The sequence below is a fragment of the Haematobacter missouriensis genome (assembly GCF_000740775.1).
GTDB classification, from domain to species: Bacteria; Pseudomonadota; Alphaproteobacteria; order Rhodobacterales; family Rhodobacteraceae; genus Haematobacter; species Haematobacter missouriensis.
In genome coordinates this window covers 17,639-43,649 of the sequence record NZ_JFGS01000012.1, presented here as the reverse complement: position 1 = coordinate 43,649, position 26,011 = coordinate 17,639, and the positions used below count along the sequence as shown (strand labels likewise).

Genomic DNA, 26,011 nt, shown 5'->3' with positions numbered 1-26,011 from the left:
AGGGCCGTTGTGCAGATATGGCTGGTCGGGCGCGCCGGGGCACCCGCTGGACAGACGTCATATGGCACCTCCCCGGACACCCCGTCCGGGCCGTGTTGCGTTCAGACGTCGGCAGGTCTCCTGACTGGCGGGTCAACGGAAACTGCAGCCTTCCCATGGTCTGCACCACAGTGGCATGTTTGCAGTATTCCTCGCCGCCTACAGTTGCGGGGGCAGTTCCGGTTCGCCAGATGGGCTGGCGGCGGATTCCCTTTCAATTCCTCTCGGAAACCGACAGCCGACCCGTATCCCATAACGGACCGCACGGCAAGCCGGGCCCAAGCGAGTGTCACCGAATATCACACAGGGCTCTAACGGGCAGAAAAGGCGAGCGGTCGTGGCTACCGCGGTCTCCGCTATCACGCTATTGCTGACCCATGGATATCGCCCAGTTGCGCACCGTGCTGCATGTCGCCGAACTCGGAAGCCTCTCGAGGGCGGCCGAACGGCTGCATATCGCGCAGCCCGCGCTCAGCCGGCAAGTCAGGTTGCTGGAGCAGGAACTCGGCACCCGGCTGTTCAGCCGTCACGGGCGGGGCATGCAGCTGACCGAGGCGGGACAGGAGCTGATCCTGCATGCGCGGCAGATCATGAGGGAACTGGAGGCGATCCGCAGCCTTCCCTTTGGCGGAGATGATGCGCCCCTGCGCGGCGAAGCCTCCATCGGCATGCCGCCGACCGTGGCCGCGATCCTCGCCATTCCGCTGGCCCGCGCGTTTCGGCGCGCCCACCCGCAGGCACGGCTTCGGATCGTCAGCGCCTATTCGGCCTTCCTCATGGACTGGCTGAGACGCGGAGACCTGGACATCGCCATCCTTTACGAAACGCAACCGCTGCGATGGCTCCGCGCCTCTCCGTTACTTGAGGAGGAACTGTTTCTTGTGGGGCCTGCCGACAGCGGTCTTGACCAGTCAGTCCCGGTGGCGGCGCGGCAGCTGGCGGAGCTGCCGATGATCCTTTCCGGTAGCCGGCACGGAATGCGGGAGACGGTGGAGAGGCTCGTCCAGACGGCGGGGGTCGCCCCCAATGTCGTGCTGGAAGCGGACAGCCTTTCGGTTCTGAAGGAGATGGTACAGAGCGGGCTCGGCTATACGGTCCTTCCCGCGTCGCCCATTCGCGAGGACATCGGGCGCGGCAGCCTCGGCATCGCGCCCTTGGTCGATCCGCGGGCCGGCTGGAGGCTCATGCTGACCGTGCCCGTGGACCGCCGCCCGTCGCGCCTGCTGGACTATCTCGAACGGACGGTGGTGAGCGAAACAGCCGCCCTTGTCCACGCCGGGACATGGGAAGGGCACCTGCCGGACGGCAACTAGGGCGATAGCATTTCCCCTTGCATTGCCGCCACCACTCGCCGTTCGATCCCCTGTCGGTAGCGCGCGGCCCTTGCCGCAGCGGCCCGCGCGCGAAGAATGGCTTGCTCCGGCGCAACACATTGAAACTTCACTATGTCATTGGGCCGCAACTGAACGAAAGCGTCAAGGTCGCAGTCCAGCACCGTGGCGATCTTCGGGTACCCCCCGGTCGTCTGATGGTCCGCGAGCAGAACGGTGGGAACCCCGTCGCCCGCAACTTGCACGGCACCGCGGGTGATCGGTTCGGAAGGCATGTCGAGCGCGGCAGAGGGTGTGATCGGCGGACCGGAAAGCCGCACACCCATGCGGTCCCAGGCCTCGGTCATACGCCATGAGGTCGAAAGGAATGTCTCCAGCGCCCCGGCTGAAAAGAACCTGTCCTGCGGGCCGAGGGTCACATGTACGCACCGGGGCGGACGGGCGAAGACCGGGCAAGGAACGTCCCCCTCGGCCGTCACCCGCGCCTCCCCGATATTCAGTATTTGTCCGGCCTGGAGCCTGCCACCACCGAAGCCCGACAGTGCATGGGTGGCGTGGCTTCCGAGCCAGGAGCGCGTGAGCAGATCTCCGGCGAGCGCGAGGTAGCACCAGCTTCCCCATTGTCCCGGCCGGATAACCAGCACTTCGCCCGCACGGAGTGTGGCCATGGTCCATGAACCACGCTGTCTCCCGGCATGATCGATGCGGAAGCCGCCGCCCGCCACGGCAAATCCAATCTCTCCCGAAAGGCACTGAAGCTTCAATCCCCCAAGCGACACCTCGATCGCCGGCGCATCTGGCGGATTGCCAAGCGCGATATTCGACGCAGCAAAGGCAATGCGGTCCATCGGGCCGGATTGGGGAACACCGAACCGCATCAGGCCCGGCCTCCCGCTATCCTGAACCGAGACATGCGGGCCTGCGAAGATGACCGACAACGCGGCGGACCCGGTCATTTCATATTCTCGTATTCCGACCGGCTCGCGCGCCGAAAGCGCACTCTGTCACCGACGTCGAAAAGAAACGGCGCCGCGGGATCACCCGTCAGGATCGACGTGGGTGATCGCCCGATGATCCACCATCCCGTCGGCATGGTGAGGGTGGTGACAAGGCATTGCGGCCCGGCGATCACGACGCTTCCCGCGGCAATACCCCGGACAGCGGTCGCTTTCCGCGGCATGCGCAGCGCCTCCGGCACGCCCGCGAGATAGGCATAGCCTGGCGCGAAGCCATACATGAAGACACGATACTCCCCAGCCAGATGCGCGGCGATCACCTGCTCCGGGGTCATCCCCCCATGGCGGGCTACAGCCGCCAGGTCCGGTGCAAAATCCTCATCATAGCAGATTGCGACCTCTCGCAACGCCGAGGGCGCTTGCGGGCTGACCGGGGTGTGCAGCAGCGCCTCCACTGCACGGTGAACGATGCCGTGATCTGTCACGAGCGGATCGAACCGGATCAGGAGAGCGGCGTAGGCCGGTACAGCCTCCCGGAAGCCGGCAAAGGGCGCGGCGTTTAGCAATCTGTCCAGCGCAAGAACGCGAGCATGGATGTCAGCGGAAATCTCATCGCCGAACTCGACCAGCAGGCCATGCTCTCCGACCGGGCGAAAAACCGGCTTCTTCACGACATAAAGGGCGCGACGGTGACCCCCGCCCTCTCCAGCCCGCTGCGCACCTGCTGCGCCATGACCACCGCTCCCGGACTGTCGCCATGCACGCAAACGGACTGTGCGGAGAGCGGGATCGGATCGCCGCCGAGCACCGGCATGCGGCCGCTGTCCAGAAATCGGATCAGCCTCTCTGCCGCTTCGTCCGCATCGTGCAGCATGGCACCCTCCCGCGAGCGCGGGACAAGCCGCCCGTTCGGAAGATAGGCGCGATCCGCGAATATCTCCGAGTAGACCGGGACGCCAGCCGCCCGCGCCAGCTGCTCCAGAACCGTGCCGGAGATCGCCAGTATCGCCAGCCTTCCCGGCAATGCGGCGACCGCTCCGACGATGGCCTCCGCCACGGCGCGGTCATCAGCGGCCAGATTTCCGAGCGCCCCGTGCGGCTTCACGTAGCGCACCTCCGCCCCGGCGAGCGCTGCAATACCCGTCAGCGCCCCCACCTGCGCCGCCACGAGCCGCCCGATCTCCGCCGCGGGCATCGGGATCACGCGGCGTCCGAAGCCCTCCCGGTCTGCGAAACCCGGATGAGCACCCACGCTCACGCCACGGACCGAAGCGGCGCGAAGCGTCTCGAACATCGTTTCCGGGTCACCCGCATGGCCTCCGCAGGCCACATTCGCCGAAGTGACGAGATCGAGCATCGACATGTCGTCGCCCATCACCCAAGGGCCGAAGCTTTCGCCCAGATCGGCGTTCAGATCGACCTTCATGGCGCGCGCCGCAGGGCGTTAACAGCCTGCTGAAACGTCTGGTATCGGTCCCAGCTCACGTTGAACGTCAGGTAATTCGTCTGGTCACAATCCAGAACTCGCCATTTCCGGGTCGATTTCCCACAATGGGGGGAGGGTCTCGGCTTCAGGGCAACCCCGCAATCGTTTTTCGGCAGTCTATCGAGCAAAACAGCCATCGCTCACTCCCGCACAGGAACGGTATAGTTGAGTATCCGCCGCCCCCCGTCGGGATAGATCGTCTCCCCCGTGATGTAGGACGCGTCCGAGGAGGCGAGGAATGCCACCACGCCGGCAATTTCCTCCGGCTCCCCCAGCCGCCCCATGGGCGTACGCGCGAGGATCGCATTCATCCCTGCGCGCTCGGTAAAGGCGCCCTTGATGATCTCGGTCGCGATGGTGCCGGGGCCGACGCCGCAAACGCGGATACCATGAGGCGCGAGCGCCACGGCGGCGGTGGAGGTGACCTGATTCATGCCCCCCTTGGAAATCGCATAGGGCGCGACCGAGGGGTTGGCGAGACCGGAGTTGATAGAGGACATGTTGATAATGACCCCCCCCCCGGCCCGCCGCGATCATGGCCCTTGCAGCGGCCTGAGTACCCAGAAAGGCCCCCTTCAGGTTGACGGCGAGCGTCCTGTCATATTGCTCTTCAGTGAAATCCAGAAAATCGGCGACCGGACAGACCCCGGCGTTATTGACCATCACATCCACACGTCCCAGCTGCGCGACAGCCGCGGCGATCAGCGCATCCACATCAGCCTTGCGCGACACATCCGTGGTCACCGGAAGCACCGTCTCCGCCGTGCCGATTTCCTCGGCCGTGCGTGCAAGTCTGGACGTATCCACATCGGCGAGCACCACTTTGGCACCCTCCGAAAGGAAGCGTTCCGCGCAGGCTCGCCCGATGCCCTGCGCGCCGCCCGTGATGACCACGACCCTGTCAGCAAACCTCATAGCCATAGCCCGTCCTCTCAATAAACCACGGTTTCATGGAGCGGCGCCCCGGCCCGTATCCGTCCATATCCGAGCGGGGACAGATCGAGACTGCGGTAACCGCCTTGTGTCACCAGCTCGGCGACGGCACGCCCTGCCGCCGGCGCATGCATCACCCCATGGCCGGAGAAGCCGGTGAGGAATATCAGGTTGCCGATCTCATCATGCTGACCGACGATTCCGTTATGATCGAGTGAATTGACCTCATAATGGCCCGCCCACGACCGTTCCAGCCGCAGCTGCTCCATCGCAGGGATACGGGTGGCGAGGGCAGGCCAGAACGGGTCTTCCAGCAGGTCATGATGCGGCTCGAAATCGCCTGTCGCGTCCGGGTCTTGGTCCGGCGGGGGCTGAACGCCCCCGATGAAGCCCGCGCCTTCCGGCCTGACCCAGATGCCCGTACTGTCGAACAGCATGGGAAAGCCTTTTGGCGCCACGGGTGCGCGAAAGTTGAACACCGACCGTTTGCGCGGGCTTACAGGAAGCGCGATCCCCGCCAGTGCTGCAAGCGCGCCTGAAGCGGCCCCCGCCGCGAGCACGCAGATGTCACACGCAAGGCGTGAGCCATCGCTCAGGTGGACAGCATCCACCCGCTCACCGATATCAAAACCCTGGACGCTCGCCTTTTCATATGTCACGCCGCAGTCCCGTGCCGCACGGCGCATCAGCGACAGCAGCGACCAGGCGTCAAACCATCCTTCGCCCGAGCGCCCGAAAGTGCCGATCTCCACCCCTTCCAGAGCGAGGAACGGAAATCGCGCGGCGATCTCATCCGGCATGAGAACCGCAACATCCGCCCCTTCGCTCCGCTGCATGGCAGCACCCTTGCGACGTGCATCTGCATCCTCAGGTCCGCCCAGGATGAGGTAACCGTTCTCGGCATAGCCGATGTCTGCTTCCGGTCCGAAAGCAGTGCGAATCCCGCGAAAGAACTCTACCCCGAACAAGCTCATCCGCACATTGAGCGGCGTACCGAACTGCGTGCGGATGGAAGCGGCCGACCGCGCGGTCGAGCTGAACTGGTAGGTGGGGTCGGGTTCGACGACCGTGATAGACCCGGTGAACCTCTCCCGCCGCAGAAACCAGGCCGCGGTGCTGCCCATGATCCCACCGCCGATGATCACCACGCCGCTCATAAGGCGCAAAACCCCGCGGTCATCTCTCCGAAAGCACCTGTGACGAATGGCATGGGCGACCTCGTGTGCCGATCTTCCCTTCCTGCCTATACCACGGCTTCTGCCCTGTCTCCGACCGGTTGGTTCGATCAGGTATAACGGGAATGTATATCTTGCGCCGCATCAGAACCGAAAAGGGTGTCGATTCGATAGCTATGCCGAAACAATCGCCGTTCCGATCATCTGAAGACCCAAGAGGGCCAGAACGATCAGAAACCCTCGCCGGAACGCCTTTTGCGAAATCCGCCCGCGGAAACGCTGGCCAAGCCACATCCCCGCCAGCGCAGGCACGACCAGAAGACACGAACGCAGCAATCCTGATGGCTCGAATGCCCCTTGCCCTGCCAGACCCGCCGCCATGGCGAGGGTTGAGACCGTGAAGGACAACCCGAGCGCCTGTACCAGTTCATCCTTCTTCAGCCCCAGCGCCTGAAGATAGGGTACGGCAGGGATCACGAAAACGCCGGTTGCGCCAGTGACGACACCCGTCACCAGCCCGACCACCGGCGAGGCTGCTCGTTCCGCCCGCACGGGAATCGTCCGGGGCGCGGCGAAAAGCGTGAACACTGCATAGCCAAGCAGCGCTACACCCAGCAGCGCCGAGGCGAGGCGCGGGTCGGCCCGGACCATCAGCGGCAGCGCGGCTACGGTGCCGATGGTGATCGCCAGCATCATCGGCCAAAACCGTAGCGCCGTCCGGCGCGGATAGGGGCCGCTGAAGAATTGCAGCACATTCGTTACAAAAGACGGGACGATCAGCAGCCCCGCCGCCGCGACGGGCGGGATGAGAGTGCCCAGAACCCCCATGGCCACCGTAGGAAGGCCCATGCCGGTCACGCCTTTCACGAAGCCTGCGGCAAGGAACGTCAGCGCGAAGATGAGCGGAAGACTGTCCATGCACTACACCTGCCACGCGAGCGTCGCGACATGACCCGCTTCCGGGTCGTCCACCAGCAGGATCAACCGGTTATGATGATCGGAATATTGGGCGGTGATCGTGACTCCAGCCTCCGCCACTGCCCGTGCGATAGCACCCAGCTGGCCCGGCTCCCCCTGTTTCAGCCGTCTGACCAGCGGGCGAGCGACGCCTGTCACGGGAATACCGGCTGCCTCAGCAGCAGCTCTCGCGGCCTCTCCGTCCGCGAACAGGAAATGCGCCGCGACGCCCCGCCCGTGGTTGAACATGCCACCGCCTTCAAACGCGATACCAGCGCGCCCCATGGCTTCTCCCAGATCGGCCAGGCTGTGTGCATTCAGGTCGAACGCGACATCAAACATCGGTCGCCTCCGCATGATAGCCGCGGCTGTCAGAAGGTGCGTCGTCGCGTTTGTCCATGCCGTAATCCCGCATCACTCCGGTGATCCGCAGGCGGTAGCCGGAAAACACATGATCGCGCCCCGCCGCCTGCGCCTTCCGATGCTCCGACAGGGTACGCCATTGCGCGACGGCAGCCTCGTCCCGCCAGAAGGAGAGCGAAAGGAGCTTGTCAGGCGAGGTCAGGCTCTGAAACCGCTCGATGGAAATGAAACCGTCGACCTCCGCCAGCAGCGGCCGCAGGCCCGCGGCGAGATCTAGGTACTCGCGGCGGCTTTCTTCCGCCATCGAAACCTCAAAGATCACGGCGATCATGCGCTTGTCCTGCGCGAGAGAGTGATCGCCGCAACGCGGCAGGAGCGGTACTGATTACGGTAGCTCATGGTCATTGCCTTTCGTCTTGCCTCGCCCTTCTATCCGATTGGCAGGACAAGATGGTTCGATTACCATCGAACCATGCGAGAAGACCCCGACATAGCCCGCACCGCCGCATTGGTGGCGGATCCGGCCCGCAGCGCCATGCTGCTCGGGCTGATGGACGGCCGGGCGCTCACCGCGGGGGAGTTGGCGGAGATTGCCGGGGTCAGCAAGCAGACGGCCAGCAGCCACCTTGCGCGGCTTCTGGACGGAGATGTCCTGCTGGTTGAAGCGCAGGGGCGGCATCGCTACTTCCGGCTGGCCGGGGCACATGTCGCTGCACTTCTTGAGGCGTTGATGGTTTTCTCCAGTGACGCCGCGCCACCGATACGGCCCGGTCCGACGGAACCCGCACTGAGAAAGGCGCGCGTCTGCTACGACCATCTCGCCGGGGAAATGGGCGTATATCTGCACGACAGGATGGTGGCGGAAGGCTGGCTGACCCCCGATCTTTCTGTGACGGATCGGGGATGGGCAAAACTCGCGGCATTGGACGTGAGTGAAGGTACTCTCCCGCAGAGCAGACGCCCTTTGTGCCGGACCTGCCTCGACTGGAGCGAGCGGCGGCACCATATCGCCGGACGACTTGGCCGCACGATGCTCGACCGCTTCATTGCCCTGTCATGGGCGCGGCGAGAACCCGGCTCCCGGATCATCAGCTTCAGCCGGAAGGGGGAGCGCGCTTTTATGGACTGGCTGGCATAGTGCGATCTTGCACTCCCACTGTCCTTTGACCCCGCGCTCCCTCCTGCGGGAAGCGCGTCCATCGCAGCCGGATAGTCATCATTGTCATACCCTAAAAGCGGGGCGAACAGCGGCCCGTTGCGCAGGCTCCAGGAGATCTGCGATCACCCTTGTGATTGCGAATGGATGGAACACCCCCTCAGCGCTGAGTGCTCCCGGACGCCCGATCGCAAGCATGCGGTCAGATCAGCGCCACGGGCGGGCGAGCGCGACGGGACGCCTTTCTTCCACCGCAGGATATGTGCAAGTCTCGCCGGAAGCACCTGTGGCCTGGTTTTTCAGGATCGGTCGCGGTGCGTGATCTGTAGTTCGATAGACTGAAAAGGAGGCGTCATGCGGTTGGTCCGTTTCATCCAAAACAGTGAGCGACCGAGGGTCGGGGTGCTGTTTGACCAGCGCATAGTTCCGCTGGATGAGGTGTTACCCGAAGCGCGCGACAGCGTCGTGGAGCTGATCGGCCAATGGGGCGATATCGCCCCGCGCCTCACATCTGTGGCCGAGGCGCGCTCCATTCCGCTGGGCGACGTGACGCTTCTTTCCCCGGTGGACAGGCCGCAGAAGCTGCTGGCCATCGGACTGAACTATGCCGACCATATAGAGGAAGCGAAAGGCATCGGCCTGCAGATCCCGACCGAGCAGGTGTGGTTCTGCAAGCAGCCAAGCGCGCTCAACGGTCCGTTCGCAGCGATCGAGATGCCGAAGGTCTCTGACAAGCTGGACTATGAGGTGGAACTCGTAGCGGTGATTGGCCGGGGTGGCCGGCACATCAGCGCGGCGGACGCGCCTGAGCACGTGTTCGGCTATACTATCGGCAATGATGTGAGCGTTCGCGACTGGCAAACGCGCACTCCGCAATGGATGCTGGGGAAATCCTTCGACACGCATGCGCCGGTCGGCCCGTGCATCGTGACGGCAGATGAGATCGGCGACCCGCATCGGCTGGCCATCCGCGCCTATGTGAACGGCGAGTTGCGACAGAATTCCAACGTCAAGCATCTGGTGTTCAAGGTCTGGGATCAGATTGCGGAGTTGTCCAAGGCCATGACGCTTCAGCCCGGCGACCTGATCTTCACCGGCACGCCCGGCGGGGTCGGTTTCAGCTTCAACCCACCGAAGTACCTGAGAGTTGGCGACATCGTGCGTTGCGAGATCGAAGAGATCGGCGCCATCGAAAACACTGTTATCGCGGAGCCCTGACGATCAAACAGTAAACGCCCCGTATTGGGGGCGTTTGCCGATTTGAGCGGGTCCGAAGGTGTCATCTCGCCGATAAACGAGGAACGCGGCCCCCGGAGGGGAAGCCGGAGAAAATGTATCAGCCGTAGAACAGCCGTGGCAGATAAAGCGCGATGTCCGGGATCAGGATGATGAGAAGGACACCGAGCAGAGTTACCAGCACATAGGGGATGACCGAATTGTAGATGTCTCCCATCGTCACCTCCGGCGGCGCAACGCCCCTGAGATAGAACAAGTTGAAACCGAACGGCGGCGTCATGTAGCCCACCTCCATCATGATGATGAAGAGGATGCCGAACCAGATCGGATCAAAGCCGTAGCTCTGCACCACGGGCAGGAACACCGGCAGGGTGATGAGCATGATGCCCACCGGATCGAGCACCATCCCAAGAATGAACAGCACTCCCAGCATGAAGGCGAGTGACCCCCATTTTCCACCCGGAATGAACGACATCAGATGCTCGATCAGCGTCTGGGCCCCGAGCGCGGTATAGGCAGTTGAGAATGCATGCGCGGCGAACAGGATCCACATGATCATTGTCGTCAGCCGCAGCGTGGATATGGCGCTGTCCCAAAGGACGCTGCGGTTGAACTTCCCGTTGACCGCCGTTGCCACAAGCGAACCGAACACGCCTATGGCTGCAGCTTCCGTCGGCGTGGCAAAGCCACCGAAGATCGCGCCCAGAACGCTCACCACGATCAGAATCGGCAGGATGACCGAGCGGAGCGATCGGAACTTCTCGCCCCAGTCGGCACGCTGCTCCTTCGGCAGCGACGGGCCCATCTGCGGCTGGATCAGGCAGCGGACGAGGATATAGATGCTGACGAGCACGAACAGCAAAAGCCCGGGTCCAATCCCTGCGGCAAACAGGCGTCCCGCAGAAACTTCCGTCAGGAGCGAGTAGAGTACCATCAGAATTGACGGCGGGATCAGTATGCCCCAGCCACCGCCCGCATTGATCGCGCCGAGCGCGAGCTTCTTGTCATACCCCCGCTCCAGCATCTTCGGCAGCGCGATGGTCCCCATCGTCACCACGGCCGCGCCGGAAATGCCGGACATGGCCGCGAATATCACGCAGATCATCACCGTGCCGATGGCAAGGCCGCCCCGCACACCGCCCCACCATTTGTGCATCATGTCGTAAAGGTCACCGGCGACGCCCGACTTCTCCAGCATTGTCGCCATGAAGACAAAGAGCGGGATCGCCATGAGCGTGGCGTTGGACATCGTCTCCCACATCTTGGAGGAGAGAAGGTAGAAACCTACGCTCCCCATCTCGAAGTAGAGAAAGATAACCGATACCCCGCCCAGCACAAAGACGAGCGGCGTACCGATCAGCACGAAGAGCAGGAGCGAACCGAAGAACAGGAAGGTGAGAAGTTCAACGCTCATGGGTCATCTCCGGCGCGTCATGCGCGACGGGCGCAGGCACCCCGAATGTCTCCTCATCGACCGGCAGGCCACGAAGGACGCGAATGTCGGACCACAACCGCACAAGTCCCTGAAGAAGCATCAGAAATGCCGCGATCGGAATGAAGGTCTTTGTTGGCCAGAGCGGCGCTTTCCAGACGGAGTTGGACCTCTCCATATCCGCGATGGATTCGGATGCCATGTCATAGCCCTGCCAAAGCAGCACAAAGACGAACAGCAGGAAGAGCGGCCATGTCACGATGTCGACCATCGCCTTCCGGCGAGGTGAAAGGCGGCCGTAGAAGATGTCCACGTTGACATGACCACGCTGCGCCAGAAGGCTGCCACCCGCGATGATGGCATAGACGCCGAAAATCAATGTCGCGAGCTCCGCCGTCCAGATCGCCGGGCGGCCGACCATGTAGCGCATGACAACATCCGCCAGCAAAAGCGCGAAGATGATGAAGATCGCGAGGGAAGCCCAGCGACCGATGAAGAGATTGAACTGCGTGACGGCACGGGCGACCTTCCGCATAACGTGACCTCATGATGTGAAGGGGGTCAGGCGCAGCGGCGGCTGCGCCCGTTCGACGGGATCCGGCCCCGAAAGGGTGTCAGATGTAGCCCATGTCCGTCATCAGGCCGCGGTAGATGTCGGCGGCCTTGGTCGCGCGTTCACCCCGCTCGGCCTCCTTGTCCATGACCTTTCTGGAGGCCTCCGACATCATCGACATCACTTCGTCGGGCAGTTGGATGACCTGAAGGTTGTTGTCCCTTTGGCCCTCCGAAAGCGCTACGGCCTCGGCATGGACGTATTCGATGGAGCGGCGATAGAACCTCGTTTCGGCCGCGTCCATGAAGGCGGTCCGCATCTCGTCGTCCAGAGCCTCGAGCGCCTTGAGGTTGACGACATAGGCATCCGTGGTCTGGGCGATGGGCGGCTTGACGTGATACTTGCAGACCTCCCACAGCGACATGGACTGCGCGCCGACTGCCGCACCCCAATGCGCGCCATCCACGACCCCGGAAGATAGCGCCTGATAAAGCTCCGATCCCGGCACATATTGCGGCGCGGCACCGGCCATCGACAGGAAGTCCATCATCGTGCCGGAGGAGCGGATCTTGAGCCCCTGAAAATCACTGACGCTGGTCACATTCTTGGTGAGCGTCAGTTCCGTCGGCAGCACCTTTTCGGCCAGCGCCATCGTGCCTTCTTTTGCCAGATCGTCGTTCACCAAGGCTTCGATACCGAGGTTCTTGACCACATGCTGCATCTCCCAGCTTTCCCGCAGCGTCCCGGGAATGCCGTAGAGAAAAGACGCCGCCTGCGCGTTGTCCTGAATGTAGGAGGGGCTGATCGTCCCCATCGGCACCACCCCGCGCCGCACGATACTGTAGATATCGGTGCCCTTGGCGAACTCCCCATCGCCCAACAGGGTCATCTTGAAAGCACCATCCGTCCGGCGCTCGACTTCCTTGGCGAACATGCCGAGGCTGTCGTTGAACGAACTCGACGCCTTTGGCCAGTGCGACTGCACACGCCATGTCACCGCACCCTGCGCCAGCCCCTTGCCGACCAGCGCCGGGGCGGCAAGCATTCCGACAGCCGTGCCCCGCATCAGCGTCCTGCGGTTCAGAAGAACCCGGTTCTCGGTCATGTGACCCTCCCTTTAGACCTTCTGACGGGCATGTCTCCCCCACCCCGCCGAGGTCCGGGCCATAATTCCTGACAATTGTCATCCAATCAAGGCCGTTGTTTTTACCCGCGACAGCGCAGACAAATTGCCACAGCCGCGCGGCGTTTCAGACCGGCCAGACGGCAAGGATGAGCGGCACGCCGACCAACACCACCAGAACCGACAAGGGCGCGCCAAGGCGGGCGTAATCGCCGAAGCGATAGCCTCCCGGTCCCAGGACCAGCGTATTCGACTGATGCCCGATGGGGGTGAGGAAATCGCTTCCCGCGCCTACCGCCACGGCCATCAGGAACGCTTCGGGGCGATAGCCCAGATCGGTGGCGAAGGTAGCGGCGATCGGGGCCATGACCAGCACTGTCGCCGCGTTGTTGAGGAACGGCGTGACGGCCATGGCCGCCACCATGATGAGCGTCAGCGCGCCCCAGACCGGCAGCCCCGTCGCGATGTCCGAAAGCAGCGTCCCGATGAGCTCCGTGGCTCCCGTCGTCTGCAGCGCCTCGCTCACCGGTATGAGCGCCCCCAGCATGACAAGGATCGGCCATTCCACGGCCTCCGTCGCCTCCCGCGCCGGGAGAGCGCCGCTGGCGATCATCGCTGTCGCCGCCCCGAAGAAGGCGACCGCGACAGGCACCGCCCCGGTCGCGGTCAGCGCCATGGCGGAACCGAGGATCAGCAGCGGCAGCAGCGCCTTTCTTACGCTGCCGAGTCCGAGCTTGCGTTGGGCCAGCGGCAGCAGGCCAAGGGCGCGCATCTGCTCGGGCATTTCCGCCTCCGGCCCCTGCACCAGCAGAACATCTCCTGCGGCAATCGAAGTGTCGCCAAGGCGCTCGCTCATCTGGTGCCCGGCCCGCGATATGGCGATGAGGTTCAACCCGTGCCGATCATGAAGTGCCATTCCCCCCGCGCTCTGCCCGACCAAAAGCGATGCAGGGATGACGACGGTCTCCACAAGGGCCACCCCTTCCGAAACGCGACCCGCTTCCTGACGGGCGAGCCCGAGCCGACCGCGCGTGATCGCCGCCTCCAGCGCATCCGGCGCGCCCCGCAGAAGCAGCAAGTCATCCACGAGGATCTTCGTATCGGGCAGGACCGTAGCGCGCCGCTTCCCAGCGCGGATGATGCCTGTGACCGCCAGAGCCCCGTCTATGTCGGAGAGGAAGTCAGACACGGTCACGCCCGCCGCCCGCGAAGTCTCCAGCACCCGCGCCTCGGTGTTGTAATCGCTGACGAATACTGCCTCGCCCAATCCACGCGCGGCCGCGCGCCGGTCGCTCGGGAGCAGCCGGTAGCCGAAGCGCAGGAAGATCAGCCCTACCAGCGACAGCCCCAGACCGACAGGGGCATAGTCGAACATGCCAAAAGGTGTTCCCGTCATCTGCTCGCGCACCCGGGAGACGATGATGTTAGGTGATGTGCCAACGAGCGTGATAAGGCCGCCCAGCAGCGATCCGAAGGCCATGGGCATCAGGAATACCGAAGGCGATGCCCCCGACCGCTTGGCCATGCCGAACGCGGCGGGCATCAGCATGGCGAGCGCGCCGATGTTCTTGACGATGGCGGACAGCAGCGTCACCGATCCGACCAGCACCGTCAGTTGCCAGCGAAGCGAAGTCACCCGCCGCCCCACCCACTGAAGCGCCACCTCCACCACACCCGACCGGGCTATACCCGCACTCACCACAAGCGCACTACCGACAATTATGACGATATCGTCGGAGAACCCACGGAAAGCGTCTTCCGGGCGTACCGTTCCCGCAATCAACGAGGCAACAAGCGCCAGCATCGCCACGACGTCATATCGGAGCCTGCCCCAGATGAAGAGGATCATCATGCCGCCGAGGATGAGGAACGCAAGTATCTGGGGCTGGGTCATCATCTCTCCTGCGGCGGTTCCGCTCAATGGGCAGGGATAGCTTCCGGTTCCAGTGCTGTCACTGCACCGCTGCTCTTGCCCGCGAAGCGTTGCGGCTCTACAGAGCCGCATGTCCCAGATCGTCGCCGCTCTTTACCATTTCACCCGTCTCGAAGCCCTGCCCGAGCTGCGCTCCGCGCTCGCCACGCTCTGCGAGGCGGAGGGGATCCGTGGCACCTTGCTGATCGCGAACGAGGGTATAAACGGGACAATCGCCGGGCCCCGTGCCGGAATAGATCGCGTGATCGCCCATATCCGTGCCATACCCGGCTGCGCCACGCTTGAGTGGAAGGAGAGCGTAGCCGCGATCATGCCTTTCCGCCGCATGAAGGTGCGCATCAAGCGGGAGATCGTGACGATGGGCCAGCCGGGTGTTGACCCGACGGCGAGCGTCGGAACCTATGTTTCCCCCGAGGCATGGAACGATCTCATCGCGCGGGAGGATGTGGTGGTCATTGACACCCGCAACGCCTACGAAACCGCGATCGGCACCTTTGCCGGCGCAGTCGATCCGGGCATCGAAACCTTTCGCGATTTCCCCGGCTGGTGGCAGGCGAACAAGGCCCGGTTCGCGGGAAAGACACTGGCCATGTTCTGCACGGGCGGCATCCGCTGTGAGAAATCGACGAGCTGGCTGAAGCAGGAAGGCGCGCCGGAAGTTTACCACCTGAAGGGCGGAATCCTGAAATATCTGGAGGAAGTTCCGGCGGAGAACAGCAGCTGGCAAGGTGCCTGTTTCGTTTTTGACGAGCGCGTGTCTGTCGGTCACGGTCTTGCACCCGGAGATCACACTCTCTGCCGTGCCTGCGGTTGGCCGGTCACGGCAGAGGGCCGCGCGCATCCCGACTTCGAGGATGGGGTAAGCTGTCCGCATTGTCGGAATCACTATTCTGAAGCCGACCGCGCCCGGTTTCGTGATCGGCAGAGGCAGATGGTGGGGTGATCGCACTTTGGCGATCTTGTATATTGGTGCGGAATGCGGTGACCTGATGCCGCCCTGCAGAGCACCGACACGGCTATCATCATGACAGCAAACACACGCTGACTACAGGCCGAGCATGTATCCCCTGATCTGACGGCATCTTTGATGTTCGGCGGTTCTGCCTGCGCGGGCGCCGTTATTCTGAGCTGTAAAGGCGTGTCTCCACGGGATGGAACCTGTCGCGAATTTGTGCCGCCCGCATTACTCGTCTAGGCCACTTGGCATTCGAAGGCCAAGGGCTTTTGCCTCCTGATGCTGAGTGCCGACGGCGCGGGTTATAGAAGCTGTTGATGTATTGGAGGATGGCCGTCTCAGGCTGTCGGCGTGTTTCCCGCGACCTGCGCGAGATCAGCTCGGCCTTGATGGCCTTGAAGAAGGTCTCGACGGCGGCGCTATCGTAGTAGTTGCGTTGCTGCTCATCGGGGCTTCATGCTCGCGCAGGACCTTCTGATAGTCCTGTGAACAATATTGGCTGCCGCGATCACTGTGGAAGATGCAACCCCGCGGCGGCGACCGCAGGGAGATGGCCATCTTCGCGCCCGGATCGGCAGATCGCGTTTCATGCGGTTGCGGACGGCCAGCCGATGACGCGCCGCGAATGCAGGTCGAGAATGACGGCCAGATACAGCCCACCGTCACGCATCCATACGTAGCTGATATCGGCCGCCCATTCTGGTTCGGTCGATCCGCTGTGAAGTTACGGTCCAGGAGGGTTGGCTATGTTGAATGTGTGACCGCTGTCCGTCGTCGCTTTGAATTGCATGTTCTTTCAAACGCAATCCCGTTCTCGCGCATCAGCCGCCCGACCCTGCGCTGCCCAACATCGACGCCAACCTCCTTCAGTTCTTCAGTCATCCTGAGACGGCCGCCCAAGCTCAGGCGTGACTGCTCCTTGATGTGGGCCAGAACCACCATGTGCATGCGCTGCCTTCGGCTGGCGGGACGGCAGCGAAAGGCCCGCAACCCGCGGGCGCTGACATTCATCACCCGGCACAGCCAGTCGACCGGGAAAGCCCCGCATTGTTCCTCGACGAGCCGAAACCTCAGGGCTTTACGCTCGTCGAGGAACTGGGGGGCTTTTTTTAGAATGTCCCTCTCCTCCTTGAGGATGAGAGTCTCGCGTCGAAGCCGTTCGTTTTCCCGCGCCAAGGAAGAATGCCCCGCCCGGCAGCTATCGGACCGCGGGGGCTAGGGCCGCAGCGAAAGCCTACTGCGATACTCTGCCCACCGGCTGGCATGTCCCGCTCTGGCGGCCCATGGAGGAACGATGCGCTGCCGGAGGGATGGAAGCACGCACTGGAAAGCCATCAGGCATACCGGCGCCTGTCCTGAGACGTTCGGATATTGCAGGCATTCCGGTGCCGAGGCATCCTGCCGCCGCGGAGGACCTCGATGATACAATCCATACTCAACCAGATGACTGTCGCCTTGCCGATCTTTCAGGCGCCGATGGCAGGCGTCTCCACCCCGCCGCTTGCTGCGGCGGTATCGGAGGCGGGAGGTCTCGGAGCGCTCGGGCTGGGAGCGTCCTCCGCCACCGCCGCCCGTCAGGCCATCACCGATACGCAGGCCCTGACGAAGAAACCGATCAACGTCAATTTCTTCTGCCACCGTCCTGCCGCCCGGAATGAACCGGTGGAGACGGCATGGCTCCATACCGCTTCACCGCTTTTTGCCAAGTTCGGCGCCACTCCCCCCTCCACGCTGGGGGAGATCTACATCGGCTTCCGCGAAACGGATGACCTCCTGCATGTCGTTCTGGAAATGCGCCCGGCGGTCGTAAGCTTCCACTTCGGCCTGCCCCGTGCGCACCAGATCGCAGCGTTGCGAAATGCGGGCCTCGTCCTGATCGCCAGCGCTACGTCACTTTCCGAGGCACGGATGATCGCCGATGCGGGCTTCCATGCGGTGATCGCCCAAGGGTGGGAGGCCGGCGGACATCGTGGGATATTCGAGCCCGATGGCCCTGATGAGCGTCTGTCTACCGATGATCTGACGCGTCTTCTGGTACGGGAAGCGGGCCTGCCGGTGATCGCCGCGGGCGGGCTGATGGATGGGCAGGACATTCGCAGGATGCTCGACATGGGCGCGGCTGCCGCACAACTCGGCACGGCCTTTGTCGGATGCGGGGAGTCCGCCGCCGATCACGCCTATCGCGAGCGTCTCGCGAAAGGCGGTAAGACGGTGATGACCCGCGTGATATCCGGCAGGCCAGCGCGCTGTCTCACGAACCGGTTTACAGACTGGGGTGAGGCTTTTCCCGAAACCGATGTGCCTGCCTATCCCCGCGCCTATGATCTGGGCAAAGCGCTCAACAACGCGGCCAAAGCGCGGGGCGAAACCGGTTATGGCGCACAATGGTCCGGAACCGGAGCGGGACGCGGCGTGGAAGGCAATGCCGCCGAGGTGATGCGCGCGCTTATTGCAGGGGCAGGCCTGGTATAGAACCACTTGCTTCTCCGCGGACCGTGCATGTATCATGCGCATAATCCATGAGGTATATCATGCCCGCTTCCGCATCACGCAAAGCCACCAACCTGACGATCGACATGGCCTTGCTTGCAGAGGCACGGTCGTTCGGCGTCAACCTCTCCCAAGCGGCGGAGGCGGGACTGCGATCCGCCGTCACTCGCGCCCGGGCGGAGGCGTGGCGCGCGGAAAATCGCCAGGCCATCGAGAGCTCCAACGACTGGGTGGTGGAAAACGGACTGCCGCTGGACGGTTTCCGGCAGTTCTGATGGCGCGCTACGAGGTGTATCCCAACCCCGCCGGAGCGGGATATCTTTTGGATGTGCAGGCGGATCTGCTGGACGGCCTGAATACCCGCGTCGTGGTTCCCCTGCTTCCCCCGGACGCCGCCCCCCTGCCCGCACGACGCCTGAACCCGCTGTTTGACATAGCGGAAACGCCGCATGTCATGGTGACGCAATTCATGGCCGCAGTCCCGCTCACTATGCTTGGTCGGCCCGTCTCCTCGCTAATCGGGCGGGATACGGAGATCACAAATGCCCTCGACATGCTTCTGTCAGGTATCTGACCGCAAGATCGTGGTTGAGGGGCACAGCGCTGCGGTTGGACTTGGCTGCAGCAATGTGTCATGAACATAAATGGAACACCACTTACCACGGGGCCTTTCGATCCCGCGGGTTACGGCGAGCGTGGAGCATAATGAGCGATCCTCTGGAAGAACTCCGCATCGACCGCGAGATACACAGCCGAATGCCAGGGTCCGATCCGTTTGCCGCTCCCATGCGTACCACACGGATGCCGATGATCATCACCGACCCTAGGTTGCCTGACAATCCCATCGTCTTTGCGAACAGCGCCTTTCTGAAGCTTACCGGCTATGAGAGCAACGAGGTTCTGGGGTGCAACTGCCGGTTTCTTCAGGGGCCGGGCACGAATGCGGAAGATGTGGGACGGCTTCGTCACGCCATCCGGGACCGTGAACCACTCGAGATCGACTTGCTCAATTACCGCAAGGACGGCACGATCTTCTGGAACCGGCTGCTCGTCTCCCCCGTGTTCGATGATGGGGAATTGACCTATTTCTTTGCCTCGCAGCTCGATGTGACGTGGGAGCGGACAGCCGGTTTCTTCAGCGACCGCAATGAGATGGAACGCGGGATGCAGCAGCGCATCGCCGATCTGACGGCGAGTGAGGAGCGACTGAACTTCACGCTGAAGGCGGGCGGATTGGGGACATGGACGCTCGACGTGGCGAGCGAAAGGCTCGTTGCCTCCGCGATCTGCAAGGCGAACTTCGGTCGCGGCCCGGCAGAGAGCTTCAGCTACGCCGATCTGAAGGCCGCTATCCATCCCGATGACGCAGAGCGATGGGGTGCCACCGTGGCAGCGGCAATGGCATCCGAGGGCGACCTTCACGTCGAATACCGCGCAATCTGGCCGGATGGCTCCGTCCATTGGATCGAAATCCGCGCGGAAACACGCTTTGACGACGACCATCGGCCCGTAATGATGAGCGGCATCTCCATCGACATCACCGCGAGAAAGGCGGCCGAAGCCTATCGTGACCTGATGAATCGGGAAATGGGCCACAGGATCAAGAATATCCTTTCGACGGTTGGTTCCATTGTGCGGCAGTCCCTTCGTGCCGACGCGCAGGTCCCCGCTATGCGGGATGTTCTCCTGCGTCGCATCAACGCTCTGAGCGGCGCACATGACGTCCTCACCGGCAAGGACTGGGATATCGCCGCTCTGCGGCAGACAGTGGAGAAGGCTGTCCTGCCATTTAACAGCGAGCACCGGATTCACTACTTTGGCCCGGATCTGGATATCTCCCACCGGGCAAGCAGTGCATTGACAATGGCGCTGCATGAGCTGGCGACGAACGCCGTCAAGTATGGGGCACTGTCAGGCGAAGAGGGGCGCGTTCGGGTAGAGTGGTTCATAGAGGACGAGCGCTTCGAACTTCGTTGGATCGAAACAGGCGGTCCGACGGTCACGCTACCCGAGCGGAAGGGTTTCGGTTCAACGATGATCGAATACGCCCTGTCGGCCTCTGTCGATGGCACTGCCCAGATTGAATATCTGCCAGACGGCGTGCGATTTCAGTTGGTGACAGACCTTGACGCGATGCAGGCAGGCGACACGAGGTCCACCTGATCCGATCGGCAGCTATCGTTTTGACCCGCGTGATCAGCGACCATGATGGCGGCGTTTCACCAGCGGGAAACGCCACCCCTTTTCACCAGCTCTTGCGCAGCGAGAGCGAGGCGCGCCGCCCATCGCCGTAGAAACAGGACAGCGCGCCATCACAAGACGAGACATAGTCCCGGTCGGTAAGGTTGGTAACAGAGGCGGCCACCAGCCAACCTTCGCCAAAGGCATAGCTCGCGCCCAGATCGTAAAGCGTCGCTCCATCGACCTTGTACTGATTGAGATCGTCTGCCCATGAGGCCCCGAGCCGCCGCACACCCGCCATGACACTCAGACCCTCCACCTGTGCCACCTGCCAGTCGAGCCGGAGCGAGGCGAAGTTCTCCGGCGTCGCCTTGGGTGTCTTGCCGACGAGGGCCGGATTCACATCCTCACGCACCTCGATATCCATGGATGTCAGTGCACCGGTGAGGGTGAGGCCTGTCATGATCTCGCCGCGCGCCTCCAGCTCAACCCCGCGGGAACGGATCTTGCCGACCTGAAAGTACTCGTAGCCCGCCCCTCCCCAGGCACTGATCGACACGTTCTCCCGCTCCAGGTCAAAGGCCGACAGCGTTATCAGGCTGCGTTGAGACGGCGCCCATTTCAAACCCGCCTCCCATTGGCGACCGGTTTCGGGCTCGACCTTGTTGCCCGCCGCATCGTTGACGATCTGCGGCGTGAAATAGGTGGCATAGGAAGCATAGGGGGTCACCCCGTTGGCGAAGGCGTAGGCAAGACCCAGCCGCCCCGTGAACTCCCCGTCCGAGCGATCCACACCCTCTGCACCCGTGGCCTCGTTCCGGCCGGATGAGGTCTTCACCCAATCGTAACGCGCGTTCGCGGTGGCAATCCAGTTGCCCCAGCGGATCTGGTCCTGCGCGTAAAGACCCGCCTGCCGCATGGTGATATCCTGATCGATATAGGGGACGGCAGGCGGGAAGACCGCACCCCGAACCGGGTCGAGCACGGATATCGTTGGTGCAAATGGCGAAGATGACGACGCCTGAACCTGGTCCATCTTGAAGATGCGAAGATCAAGCCCGAAGGTCAGTCGGTGCTGGACCGCGCCGGTTTCGACAGTTCCTTCGAGCCGGGTATCGGCGAGAGCGCTCCGCGACGTGGTCTGCTGCTGAAAGAAGATGCGGGACAGGTTCGCCTTCGGATCCTGCGGGAGCATCGCGAAATGGTTCGAGAATGTCTCGTTCCACGTATCGCCGTAGCCATATCCGTAGGCATAGGGCGCGCTTTCGTCGATCTGCGACCAAGCAAGGCGGATACCCTGACTCAGCACCCAGCCGTTGTCGAACCGATGACGTATTTCCGAGGACAGCGTGGCCTGATCCCGTTCATACCAGTCCAGCCGCGGGTCGGAAGTGTTGAAGTCGCGCGGAATGAAGCCGAAGTCCGCCCCCCTTACCGTGCCGATATAGGGCAACCAGGAGCCGCCGACATGCGTCTCATCCACCCGATAGAGTGTGGCGGAAAGCGTCATCTCCGTCGCCTCGCCCAGATCGAAGGTGACGGAGGGCGCGATCAGGCCGGTCAGCCCGTTGTCAAATGCGCCGTTCGACTTTTCCGTGTTGAGCTTTCCAAGAAAGCGCCAGTCGTAGCCGCCCGCGGTGCCGTTCACATCCGTTGCGATCCAACGGCGGCTGTCGGTGCCGACGCCAGCCTCAACCATACCGCCCGGCGTTCCCGTGGGGCGTTTGGAAACCATGTTGACGATACCGCCGGGATTGGAACCGCCATAGAGCACGGACGCCGGACCCTTCAACACCTCCACCCGCTCCAGCAGGAAGGGATCGGTGTAGAACCCTCCGAAGCCAAAGGCATATTGCGCAAGACCGTCAAGAAACATCCCGGTCTGTGTCGCTTCAAAGCCGCGGATGTTGATCCAGTTGGTATCGGTGTCGAAGCCAAAGGGCGCGGGGCTCACACCCGCAGTATAGCCAAGAAGTTCATCGACCTTGGTGGGTTGGAGAACGTTGAACACTTCCTGGCCGATGACGCTCACAGATTGCGGAATCTCGGTGATCGGTGTGGCGCTTTTGGTTCCCGCCAGAGTGACAGGGTTGGCATCCGATCCGACGGGGCCGGTTCCCGTGGCCTGTCCGTCAAGATAGACCGGGGAGAGGGTGGCCTGCTGGGCCGCAACCGGCAGCGCCGCGAGCAGCGTCAGACAGGCGGTGGTGGAGGCAAGGCGGGAACGCGGCGTGCGGAACATGGAGGACTCCCTGATGGCGTAAGTCGGATAGAAGGTGCTGGGCCGACCTCACCTAGCGGGGAGCACTCCATCTGTCTTGATTGTTTCTGTCGGAATTTGTCGGATCCTGCCGCGACGTGCGGTATCGCGCTCCCGACGCCAGTTTCCGGGTGTGATCCCGATAACGCTGCGGAAATTGCGAGTCAGATGAGCTTGATCCGCAAAGCCCACCGCGCAGGCAATTTCCGCCAAGGGCAGATCGGAGGCCTCCAGCAATCCCTGTGCTCTCGCCAGTCTTCGCCGCAGCACCCATTGATGCGGAGGCAGTCCGGTCGCCTGCTTGAAGGCGCGCGTGAACCAGCTTTCGGAAAGACCTGCCACCTGAGCAAGGTCCGTGATCGCGATCCGTCCGGCAAGATTGGCCTCCACATGCTCCCGGACAAGCGCGAGTTGACGCCGCGTGAGACCTCCCTTTGCCGCCGCCGGAGGGAGGGCGAACAGCTCGGCCAGGAATGCCTGTATCAGCCCTTCCCCCACCAGATCATGGCGCTCCCGCTCCGTGCATTCCCGCGCGATCAGGCCCGCAAGCGTGATAAGTGCCGCGGTCCCTTCCTGAACGATCGGCTGTGACCAGCACTCGCCGGCAATCGCCCCGCCCAGCCGCTCCTCCATCCGCGCACGATCCAGATGCAGATCGAGATGGCGAAAGGAATGGGGATGATCGACGCGGCTCCACACCCTCATCCCGGCAGGGATATAGAAGACGCGCCCAGCGGGCCTGAACGCCCTTCCGGCGACAGGGGAAAGTGCCAACGCCTCCGCCCCCTCAAGCAGCACGACGATACGCGGGTCCGGGGACAGGTAGGTACCGCCCGCCCCCTTTGCCCCCCGCGCATGCCACACATCCGCGACCACGCCGTCCCACCCTCGCCATGAGAGGGAGTCACAAAGGCTGATGCCTTCGATCTGGCTCGTCATGTTCGGGCGAAATGTCACGGAATTATCCAGCGGGTGAGGGGGCTGGCTCGCCCACAGGCTGGCTTAGCCGAAATTAACACCCACAGCCCAACCGGTCAATTCCGGCCGTCAGGCGGCGATGTGGCGAACTCCCATCAGAAGCTCCGCCAGAAGAAGCGCCTGTGCCTCGAACATACCGCTTCCCGGCATGGTCCTGCAACCGGTCGCGCGCGCCGCGGCGATCAGCGGTGAAACGGCCGGGCGGGTGACCACGTCAGCCACGAACTGATCTGCATCGAGGCGAGAGACATCTATGGGCAAGGGATCGCTTTCCCTCATTCCAAGCGGCGTCGCATGGGCAATGAGCGCAAAGCCCCGCGGATCGGTTCCGCCAACACGGAGCTTGCCCGGAAACCGCTGCTCCAGCCGCGCGATCAGGCTGTCACGGCGTGCGACGTCGATATCATGAATCGCCAGTCCACTCGCGCCGCGGGCAAGGATTTCATATGCAATCGCTGCGCCGGCACCACCCGCTCCGATCAGCAGCGCGGGTGCGCCGGCGACATCGAACCCTTCTGCGGCGATCCCGTCCATGTAACCATGCCCGTCGGTGGCGTCGCCGATCCAGTCATCGCCGTCCCTGATGGCGATGTTCACCGCACCGGAGGCGCGTGCGCGGTCAGAAACCCGGCTGCAGAAGTCAAGACAGGCGATCTTGTGCGGGACCGTCACGACGATGCCGCGGCAGTTCCGCATGACTTTCACGCCCTCAAGCCACGCTGCAAGCCCTTCCGGCTTCACATGGACCGGCACAACCATTCCATTGAAGTCCCGTTCAGCCATGATCTGGCTGAGCGCTCCGGGTGATTTCACCTGCCCCACCGGATGAGCCACCACCGGAAAGATCATCGTCTCTCCATCCAGTTTCATGATCTGTCCCATCCGCCTTCCTCCCACTGATAAAAGTGAACTTTCATAAAATGGAACTTGGTTCAAGTATTAAATTACAATACGGATAGTTCAGGAATGCATGACTCATTCCGGTGAGCCAACGAACAAGGAGAGCTTTGATGACGTTTTATGAACTTGCGACACTCGACACGGTGATCTTCGGCGCCGGCAAGGCAGGAGCGGGGATCGAGCGTTGGGTGACGGAAGGCGCAGGGCGGTTCTGCGGCGCGTGGGCCACGGACATCGGCGCGCTGAACCGCATCTTCATTCTGCGTGCGTTCGATGATCTGGGCGGAGTCTTTGCCGAACGGGAGCGCGCGTTGCTCCACGCGGATCCCTTTGGGTGCGCCGACCATCTGGTTGGCCTCGCTATGGAAAGCTATCGCGGGCTGGATTTTCTGCCGACCGTCGCGGGGGGAAAATTTGGACCGATCTATGAATTCCGCACCTACAAGACAAAGATCAACGGCATCAGCCCCACGATGGAGAAATGGCGGAACGCCGTCCCGGCGCGGGAAGCCTATTCCAAGCTGACGGTCGCGATGTACGGCTTGGATGGGGCCCCCCGACTCACTCAGATCTGGCCTTATGCAAGTCTCGCCGATCGCAGTGCGGCCCGCGCGAAGTCGGTGGCGGATGGTGTTTGGCCTCCCAAGGGAGGCCCGGACTGGTTGCTCCCCGACATGACCAGCCAGATTGCGCTGCCGCTTCCCTTTTCCCCCCTCCAGTGAGGCGACGATGAGCCACGCCATCTCTCTCGCCTTCCTCACGGTCTTCGACATTGGCCCGGTGGAGGCGGTCCGCATCGCCGCAGCGGCGGGTTATGATATGCTTGGCATACGCCTGCTTCCGGCTGCGGCGAATGGCGAGCAGGATTATCCCCTGCTGACGGATGACGCTCTGCTTGCCGACATGAGGGCCGCGCTCTCGGATCATGGGATCGGCGTGGGCGATGTCGAGATCGTCCGCCTGAAGCCGGAAAACGATTGGCCGTTGATAGAGCGGTTCTGCGCGCGCTGCGAGGCGCTGGATGCGCGGCATATCCTCGTTGCGGGCGATGACCCGGATACCGAGCGGCTGACGGCAAACTTCGCGCGGCTCTGCGAGATCGCGGCGCGCCATGGGCAGACGGCCGATCTGGAGTTCATGCCATGGACGGCGGTACCCGACCTCGCTTCGGCTGCCTCGATCGTCGCCGCGGCCGGGCAGGCCAACGGCGGTGTGCTGATAGATGCGCTGCATCTCCACCGTTCCTCCAGCACTACGGCAGAGGTTGCCGAGCTGCCTCGTACCCGAATGAACTACGTGCAGTTCTGCGATGGCCCGGTACCCTACGATCCCTCCGACGAAGGACTGATCCGGGTTGCAAGGGGTGAACGCCTCATGCCCGGCTTGGGGGGTGTGGACGTAGCAGGGCTTGCCCGTGCGATTCCTGAGGACGTGACGATCAGCGTCGAAGTTCCTCACCGCGGGCTCGCATCGAAGGTCGATGCCCGGGCAAGGGCAGAAATGGCAATGGCCGCGACGAGAGGAATTCTGCGGAGCATAGGTCGCTCATGACACATTAAATAGCTGATAATAAT

Annotated in this window: 25 protein-coding genes, 2 pseudogenes and 1 riboswitch; of the genes and pseudogenes, 10 read left to right on the top strand and 17 right to left on the bottom strand. The window is 62.9% G+C overall.

The window, feature by feature from the left end; genetic code table 11:
• Positions 1-93: 93 nt before the first annotated feature.
• Positions 94-290: riboswitch (cobalamin riboswitch) on the bottom strand.
• Between the two features lie 126 nt (positions 291-416).
• Positions 417-1,352 (top strand): LysR substrate-binding domain-containing protein, encoded by a 936-nt coding sequence (locus CG51_RS09465; RefSeq protein ID WP_035744273.1) that lies wholly within the window; start codon positions 417-419, stop codon positions 1,350-1,352.
• Here the strand turns inward: CG51_RS09465 and CG51_RS09460 are convergent.
• The 9 genes and pseudogenes from CG51_RS09460 to CG51_RS09425 form a co-directional block, all read right to left on the bottom strand.
• Complete coding sequence (locus tag CG51_RS09460; RefSeq protein ID WP_051930337.1) at positions 1,349-2,326, bottom strand: 5-oxoprolinase subunit C family protein; 978 nt, start codon at positions 2,324-2,326, stop codon at positions 1,349-1,351. The two genes, CG51_RS09465 and CG51_RS09460, sit on opposite strands and share 4 nt — an antisense overlap.
• Positions 2,323-2,997, bottom strand: coding sequence for a 5-oxoprolinase subunit B family protein (locus tag CG51_RS09455; protein ID WP_035744271.1), 675 nt, complete (start codon positions 2,995-2,997; stop codon positions 2,323-2,325). The genes CG51_RS09460 and CG51_RS09455 overlap by 4 nt, the downstream gene beginning before the upstream one ends.
• Positions 2,994-3,752, bottom strand: coding sequence for a LamB/YcsF family protein (locus CG51_RS09450; protein ID WP_035744269.1), 759 nt, complete (start codon positions 3,750-3,752; stop codon positions 2,994-2,996). Before CG51_RS09450 ends, CG51_RS09455 begins: the two co-directional genes overlap by 4 nt.
• Before the next feature lie 200 nt (positions 3,753-3,952).
• Positions 3,953-4,312 (bottom strand): SDR family NAD(P)-dependent oxidoreductase, encoded by a 360-nt coding sequence (locus CG51_RS20930; RefSeq protein WP_276861515.1) that lies wholly within the window; start codon positions 4,310-4,312, stop codon positions 3,953-3,955.
• 88 nt (positions 4,313-4,400) lie between these two features.
• A pseudogene (locus CG51_RS20925) lies at positions 4,401-4,727 on the bottom strand (SDR family NAD(P)-dependent oxidoreductase); the annotation flags it as partial.
• Between the two features lie 17 nt (positions 4,728-4,744).
• The gene (locus tag CG51_RS09440) at positions 4,745-5,902 is read right to left on the bottom strand and encodes an NAD(P)/FAD-dependent oxidoreductase (RefSeq protein ID WP_035744267.1); all 1,158 of its coding nucleotides are present in this window, start codon (positions 5,900-5,902) and stop codon (positions 4,745-4,747) included.
• Positions 5,903-6,094: 192 nt separating this feature from the next.
• Positions 6,095-6,838 (bottom strand): sulfite exporter TauE/SafE family protein, encoded by a 744-nt coding sequence (locus tag CG51_RS09435; protein WP_035744265.1) that lies wholly within the window; start codon positions 6,836-6,838, stop codon positions 6,095-6,097.
• Positions 6,839-6,841: 3 nt separating this feature from the next.
• The gene (locus CG51_RS09430; RefSeq protein WP_051930335.1) at positions 6,842-7,219 is read right to left on the bottom strand and encodes a hypothetical protein; all 378 of its coding nucleotides are present in this window, start codon (positions 7,217-7,219) and stop codon (positions 6,842-6,844) included.
• Positions 7,212-7,571 carry an antibiotic biosynthesis monooxygenase family protein gene (locus CG51_RS09425; protein ID WP_035744263.1) on the bottom strand — a complete coding sequence of 120 codons (360 nt, stop codon included), beginning with the start codon at positions 7,569-7,571 and terminating at the stop codon, positions 7,212-7,214. Before CG51_RS09425 ends, CG51_RS09430 begins: the two co-directional genes overlap by 8 nt.
• A gap of 141 nt (positions 7,572-7,712) precedes the next feature.
• Here CG51_RS09425 and CG51_RS09420 point away from each other — a divergent pair, with 141 nt between their 5' ends.
• Positions 7,713-8,378 carry an ArsR/SmtB family transcription factor gene (locus tag CG51_RS09420; RefSeq protein ID WP_035744409.1) on the top strand — a complete coding sequence of 222 codons (666 nt, stop codon included), beginning with the start codon at positions 7,713-7,715 and terminating at the stop codon, positions 8,376-8,378.
• Between the two features lie 372 nt (positions 8,379-8,750).
• A complete protein-coding gene (locus CG51_RS09415; protein ID WP_035744261.1) occupies positions 8,751-9,614 on the top strand; it encodes a fumarylacetoacetate hydrolase family protein in 864 nt (287 codons plus the stop codon).
• 118 nt (positions 9,615-9,732) lie between these two features.
• Here the strand turns inward: CG51_RS09415 and CG51_RS09410 are convergent, their stop codons facing one another.
• The 4 genes from CG51_RS09410 to CG51_RS09395 all read right to left on the bottom strand — a co-directional run bounded on the left by CG51_RS09410 (position 9,733) and on the right by CG51_RS09395 (position 14,634).
• A complete protein-coding gene (locus CG51_RS09410; protein WP_035744259.1) occupies positions 9,733-11,046 on the bottom strand; it encodes a TRAP transporter large permease in 1,314 nt (437 codons plus the stop codon).
• A complete protein-coding gene (locus CG51_RS09405; RefSeq protein ID WP_051930332.1) occupies positions 11,036-11,599 on the bottom strand; it encodes a TRAP transporter small permease subunit in 564 nt (187 codons plus the stop codon). The genes CG51_RS09410 and CG51_RS09405 overlap by 11 nt, the downstream gene beginning before the upstream one ends.
• 79 nt (positions 11,600-11,678) lie before the next feature.
• Positions 11,679-12,722 (bottom strand): TRAP transporter substrate-binding protein DctP, encoded by a 1,044-nt coding sequence (dctP, locus tag CG51_RS09400; protein WP_035744257.1) that lies wholly within the window; start codon positions 12,720-12,722, stop codon positions 11,679-11,681.
• 145 nt (positions 12,723-12,867) lie between these two features.
• The gene (locus CG51_RS09395) at positions 12,868-14,634 is read right to left on the bottom strand and encodes an SLC13 family permease (protein ID WP_035744403.1); all 1,767 of its coding nucleotides are present in this window, start codon (positions 14,632-14,634) and stop codon (positions 12,868-12,870) included.
• A 109-nt stretch (positions 14,635-14,743) separates the two neighbouring features.
• Between CG51_RS09395 and trhO the strand changes: the two genes are divergently transcribed.
• Entirely contained in the window at positions 14,744-15,616 is an 873-nt protein-coding gene (gene trhO, locus CG51_RS09390; protein ID WP_035744254.1) for an oxygen-dependent tRNA uridine(34) hydroxylase TrhO, read from the top strand.
• A gap of 248 nt (positions 15,617-15,864) precedes the next feature.
• Here the strand turns inward: trhO and CG51_RS09385 are convergent.
• Positions 15,865-16,807: pseudogene (locus CG51_RS09385) on the bottom strand (IS3 family transposase); the annotation flags it as partial.
• A gap of 240 nt (positions 16,808-17,047) precedes the next feature.
• Here CG51_RS09385 and CG51_RS09380 point away from each other — a divergent pair.
• The 4 genes from CG51_RS09380 to CG51_RS09365 all read left to right on the top strand — a co-directional run bounded on the left by CG51_RS09380 (position 17,048) and on the right by CG51_RS09365 (position 20,281).
• Positions 17,048-18,100, top strand: a complete 1,053-nt coding sequence (locus CG51_RS09380) for an NAD(P)H-dependent flavin oxidoreductase (RefSeq protein ID WP_035744251.1) — start codon at positions 17,048-17,050, stop codon at positions 18,098-18,100.
• A gap of 59 nt (positions 18,101-18,159) precedes the next feature.
• Positions 18,160-18,393, top strand: a complete 234-nt coding sequence (locus tag CG51_RS09375) for a type II toxin-antitoxin system CcdA family antitoxin (RefSeq protein WP_233141224.1) — start codon at positions 18,160-18,162, stop codon at positions 18,391-18,393.
• Positions 18,393-18,692 carry a CcdB family protein gene (locus CG51_RS09370; RefSeq protein WP_035744245.1) on the top strand — a complete coding sequence of 100 codons (300 nt, stop codon included), beginning with the start codon at positions 18,393-18,395 and terminating at the stop codon, positions 18,690-18,692. The genes CG51_RS09375 and CG51_RS09370 overlap by 1 nt, the downstream gene beginning before the upstream one ends.
• Before the next feature lie 131 nt (positions 18,693-18,823).
• Positions 18,824-20,281, top strand: a complete 1,458-nt coding sequence (locus tag CG51_RS09365) for a PAS domain-containing protein (protein ID WP_035744242.1) — start codon at positions 18,824-18,826, stop codon at positions 20,279-20,281.
• An 82-nt stretch (positions 20,282-20,363) separates the two neighbouring features.
• Here CG51_RS09365 and CG51_RS09360 read toward each other — a convergent pair whose 3' ends face one another.
• The 3 genes from CG51_RS09360 to CG51_RS09350 all read right to left on the bottom strand — a co-directional run bounded on the left by CG51_RS09360 (position 20,364) and on the right by CG51_RS09350 (position 24,419).
• Entirely contained in the window at positions 20,364-22,541 is a 2,178-nt protein-coding gene (locus CG51_RS09360; protein WP_035744239.1) for a TonB-dependent siderophore receptor, read from the bottom strand.
• A 48-nt stretch (positions 22,542-22,589) separates the two neighbouring features.
• Entirely contained in the window at positions 22,590-23,516 is a 927-nt protein-coding gene (locus CG51_RS09355; protein ID WP_143412899.1) for an AraC family transcriptional regulator, read from the bottom strand.
• A 90-nt stretch (positions 23,517-23,606) separates the two neighbouring features.
• Entirely contained in the window at positions 23,607-24,419 is an 813-nt protein-coding gene (locus tag CG51_RS09350) for a shikimate dehydrogenase family protein (protein ID WP_035744236.1), read from the bottom strand.
• A 128-nt stretch (positions 24,420-24,547) separates the two neighbouring features.
• Between CG51_RS09350 and CG51_RS09345 the strand changes: the two genes are divergently transcribed.
• Both CG51_RS09345 and CG51_RS09340 read left to right on the top strand, forming a co-directional pair.
• Entirely contained in the window at positions 24,548-25,159 is a 612-nt protein-coding gene (locus CG51_RS09345) for an NIPSNAP family protein (protein WP_035744234.1), read from the top strand.
• A 7-nt stretch (positions 25,160-25,166) separates the two neighbouring features.
• Entirely contained in the window at positions 25,167-25,988 is an 822-nt protein-coding gene (locus tag CG51_RS09340) for a sugar phosphate isomerase/epimerase family protein (RefSeq protein ID WP_035744231.1), read from the top strand.
• Positions 25,989-26,011 lie beyond the last annotated feature (23 nt).